Genomic DNA, 4,170 nt, shown 5'->3' with positions numbered 1-4,170 from the left:
TCGTCGTCAAAAGGATCCAGTATTTTTTCTTCATATCCGCCGATCACTCCAGGACAGAGTAGCATCTGTCGCACACCGCAGGATGTTTTTCATGACTGCCCACGCTCTTGGAATACTTCCAGCACCTAGCGCACTTCTCGCCCTCCGCCTTCTCGACCGAGACCGAAAGCCCCTCGATATCCGCGCTCTTCTCCAGATATTTTCCCTGCGCCTTGCCGAAGGAGACCCCGGAGACGAGCAGGAGGTCCGGCAGATCCGATCCGAACCCCTCGAGAAACGCCTTGAGCTCGTCCGAGCATTCGATCGAAAGCTTCGCGGCGAGCGGATTGCCGATGAAACGGTCGGCCCTGGCCCCCTCGAGCGCCTTGGTGACTACGCCACGCACGTCGATCAGTCTCTGCCAGCGAGCCAGTAACCCTGCGTCCGGCTCCGATGCCTTCGGCATCTCCGCGAGAAACACGGAGTCAGGAGAACCGCGGCGCCTGGGCATGGCATTCCATATCTCGTCCGCCGTGAAGGAGAGGACCGGCGCCATGAGCCTCGTCATCTCGTCAAGTATTCTCCACAGCACAGATTGCGCCGCTCGCCTGGCCTTGCCGTCGCGTCTCTCGGCGTAGAGGCGGTCCTTCAGTATGTCCATGTAGAACGAAGACATCTCCACGGTGCAGAATCGGTTCAGCGCCTGCAGGATCGCGTGAAACTCGAATTCCTCGTAGGCCGCGAGCACGCGGCCTCTCACCCTGGCGAGCTCGGAGAGGGCCCAGCGGTCGATCTCCGGCAACTCCGCCTCTGGCAACAAGTCCTTGTCAGGATCGAAGCCCCCTATATTGCCCAGTATGTAGCGGGCTGTGTTGCGGATCTTTCGGTACGCCTCGACGGTGCGGGTCAGTATCTCGTTTGAGAAACGGATGTCGTCGCGATAGTCCTCCGAAGCGACCCACAGGCGCAGGATCTCCGCGCCGTGCTGCTTTATCAGGTTCTCAGGGGGCACGTAGTTGCGCGCGGACTTGGAGTACTTCTTGCCCTCCCCGTCCACGACGAACCCGTGGGTCAAGACCCTCCTGTAGGGCGCGCGGCCGCGCGTGCCGATGGAGGTGAGCAGCGACGTATGGAACCATCCGCGGTGCTGATCGCTGCCCTCGAGATACAGGTCGGCCTGATCCTTTATCCCCTCTTCCGATTCGAGCACCGCTGCGTAAGAAACCCCCGAGTCGAACCACACGTCGAGTATGTCCGGCTCCTTGCCGAATTCCTTCTCTTCGCCGCAGCCCGGACACCGATGCCCCTTAGGCACGAAGTCGGAGGCAGGCCTCGCGTACCATGCGTCGGCCCCCTCCTTCTCGAAGATCGACACCGTCTTCTCGACTATGTCGGACGACGTATGCGAATTGCCGCACGAGCGGCAGACGAGCGCCACCACCGGCACCCCCCAGAGCCGCTGCCTGGAGATGCACCAGTCGGGTCTGGCGGAGATCATTCCAATTATGCGGTTCCGGCCCCACGGCGGTATCCACTGGACCTTCTCAATCGCATCGAGCGCTTTCTCCCTGAGTCCGCCCTTCTCCATCGAGATGAACCATTGGTCCGTGGAGCGGAATACGATCGGCTTCTTGCAGCGCCAGCAGTGCGGATACGAGTGCGTGATCGACTTCGAACCGACGAGCGCGCCCTTCTCCTTCAGTTTTTCTATGATCGGGGCGTTCGCGTCCTCGACGAAGAGGCCGGTGAGCCAATCGAGCCCGGCTTCCTTGGTAAAGCGGCCCGCGTCGTCAACGGGCGCGAGCACCGGAAGGCCGTAGCGCTGGCCGACCTCGTAGTCATCCTGGCCGTGGCCCGGCGCCGTGTGCACCGCACCAGTGCCGGCCTCAAGCGTCACGTGCTCGCCTAAGATGACGAGCGAGTCGCGATCTATCAAGGGGTGCGCGCATTTTCTGTGTTCGAGCTTCGCAGGTTCGGGTTTCCCCACCACGGTGCTGTACGTCCGACCCACCGCCTCCATCACCGTATCGAGCAGCCCCTCCGCCAAGACCCAGACCTCGCCTTCGACCTTCACAGCGACGTAGGGGAGGTCCGCATTCAGCGCCACCGCGAGGTTGGCCGGTATGGTCCACGGGGTCGTGGTCCATATCACGAGAAAGATCGGCTCCGAGCCGAGCTTCCACTGCTTGCGAAGGTCCTCGTCGTCCTTGAGCCTGAACTTGACGTATATGGATGGGGAGGCGCGGTCCGCGTATTCCACCTCCGCCTCGGCCAGGGCGGTGCGGCACGACGCGCACCAGTAGATCGGCTTCTTGCCCTTGAAGACCGAACCGGCCTTCACGAACTTGCCGAACTCCCGCACTATGGATGCCTCGTAGTCGAAGTTCATCGTCTTGTAGGGCTTCTCCCAGCGTCCCAGGCACCCGAGCCTCATGAATTCATCGCGCTGGATCCCCACGAAATTTTCCGCGTGCTCGCGGCAGGCGCGGCGCACGTCTATGGGCTCCATCGTGCGCTTCTTCGGCCCGAGCTTGCGATCGACCTCGAGCTCTATCGGCAGCCCGTGGCAGTCCCAGCCGGGTACGAACTCGCAGCAGAGGCCGGACATGTTCTTGTACTTGACCACGATGTCCTTGAGTATCTTGTTGAGTATCGTGCCCAGATGCAGATGGCCGTTTGCGTAGGGCGGCCCGTCGTGCAGTATATAGCGCGGTCCGCCCCTCCTCGCCTCCACCATCCTGTGATAGAGGCGCTCCTCCTGCCAACGGGCGAGCTGCTGCGGCTCCCGTTCGGCGAGGTTCGCCTTCATCGGGAAGTCCGTGGACGGAAGGTTGAGCGTATCCTTGTAGTTGGTTTCCATAGACTCTCTTGACCGCTTATTCGTTTATGCCGAGGTTCGTCACATTGGGTTCGCCGCTCCTGAGATAATCGCCGATGCGGGCCAGCACCTTGCGCTCCTCAACGCCTGAACTCTTGAGGTTATGCGCCACCGTCTTGGCGCGCGCGCCGACCTCCACCACGGTCCTGCCCGAGTCGGAGCTGATGTGCACCTCGATCTGATAATATGAATTCGTGACGCCGTAGTCCGGCTCGCCGAAGACCTCCACGTAATGCGAGTCGGAGGTGACGGGAAGCCACTTCGTGGTGATCACCCCGCCCGGCAGGTCCTCTCCCTCTACGGGGTACCCCGTCTCCTTGAGCGCCCAGCGGACCGCGTAGTAGGTGTCGTTCGGATTGGAGGCGTAGTCCCGGCTGAAATATCGAACGTCGGGCGTCACTCGCCCGGTCACCATGGGCTTCGAGCACGACCCGCATGCCAACGCCGCTATCATCGCCGCCATTGCCCCGCTCCTCATGATCCCCTCCTGCCTGCGGTTTTCGCGCGCCTTCGCAGATGGACGTATATGTACGCGCCGACGGCGAACAGAAGAATCGAAATGAATCCGGAGGTGGAGAGCCACGGCTCCCACACGAACCCCCGCTCCACGTCGCCCCGGAAGAACTCCATCGTCAATCTGATCAGGGCGTAGATCATTATGTAACATGCCAGCACCTGGCCGTCGAACCGCTTGTAGCGCCGGACGATCATGAGCAGCGCGAAGTTCATGAATTCCCCGGCCGACTCCATGAGCTGCGTGGGATAGACCGCAAGCCCAGGCGGCGCGAATGTATGCGGGTCGTTTGGGAACACGACCGAATACCAGGAGGCCGCGTCCGCCTCCCTGCCGTAACAGCACCCCGCGAGGAAACACCCTATCCTCCCGACCGCGTGGCCCAGCGCTATAGCCGGGGAGAAGACGTCGCACGCCTTGAGCGCGGGCATCCTGTGCTTGCGCATGTACCAATATGCGACCGCCAGCGCGGCGATCAAACCGCCGTAGAAGACCAGCCCCCCCTCCCAGATTCGGATGATCATGAGGGGGTCGTCGATGAACCGCTGCCTCTCGCTCACGATCACGTGGAGGATCCTGGAGCCGACTATGGCCGCGAGGATAAGGTAGAATGCGAGGTCTATCGATTTGGCGGAGTTGAGCCCCTGCCTCTTGCTGTCGTAGTTGATCCAGGCAAGCGCCGCGATGAAACCCAGAGCCACCATCACGCCGTAGCTGTAGACCGTGATCCCGCCAAAGAGGGGAATCTTGAAGAGAACCGGATACATGGCCGATTTCTATAGGGAATGGCGCCGAATAA

General features: G+C 61.6%; 3 protein-coding genes. All 3 read right to left on the bottom strand.

Annotated features, from left to right (window positions below):
• Positions 1-43 precede the first annotated feature (43 nt).
• Genes ileS through lgt form a run of 3 tightly spaced genes read right to left on the bottom strand, consistent with a single transcriptional unit; the run spans position 44 to position 4,138 of the window.
• Positions 44-2,839, bottom strand: coding sequence for an isoleucine--tRNA ligase (gene ileS / locus WC683_19905; protein ID MFA4974873.1), 2,796 nt, complete (start codon positions 2,837-2,839; stop codon positions 44-46).
• Between the two features lie 16 nt (positions 2,840-2,855).
• A complete protein-coding gene (locus tag WC683_19900) occupies positions 2,856-3,335 on the bottom strand; it encodes a hypothetical protein (GenBank protein MFA4974872.1) in 480 nt (159 codons plus the stop codon).
• The gene (gene lgt, locus WC683_19895; protein MFA4974871.1) at positions 3,332-4,138 is read right to left on the bottom strand and encodes a prolipoprotein diacylglyceryl transferase; all 807 of its coding nucleotides are present in this window, start codon (positions 4,136-4,138) and stop codon (positions 3,332-3,334) included. The genes WC683_19900 and lgt overlap by 4 nt, the downstream gene beginning before the upstream one ends.
• Between the last annotated feature and the right edge of the window lie 32 nt (positions 4,139-4,170).

The organism is bacterium (genome assembly GCA_041648665.1).
GTDB lineage: Bacteria > UBA10199 > UBA10199 > 2-02-FULL-44-16 > JAAZCA01 > JAFGMW01.
The sequence above is the reverse complement of the archived record's forward strand: the minus strand, read 5'-3'. Positions and strand labels throughout refer to the sequence as shown.

Coding starts and splice junctions, on each gene's coding strand:
- ileS (MFA4974873.1), bottom strand. CDS start 2,839: ATGGAAACCAACTACAAGGATACGCTCAACCTTCCGTCCACGGACTTC.
- WC683_19900 (MFA4974872.1), bottom strand. CDS start 3,335: ATGAGGAGCGGGGCAATGGCGGCGATGATAGCGGCGTTGGCATGCGGG.
- lgt (MFA4974871.1), bottom strand. CDS start 4,138: ATGTATCCGGTTCTCTTCAAGATTCCCCTCTTTGGCGGGATCACGGTC.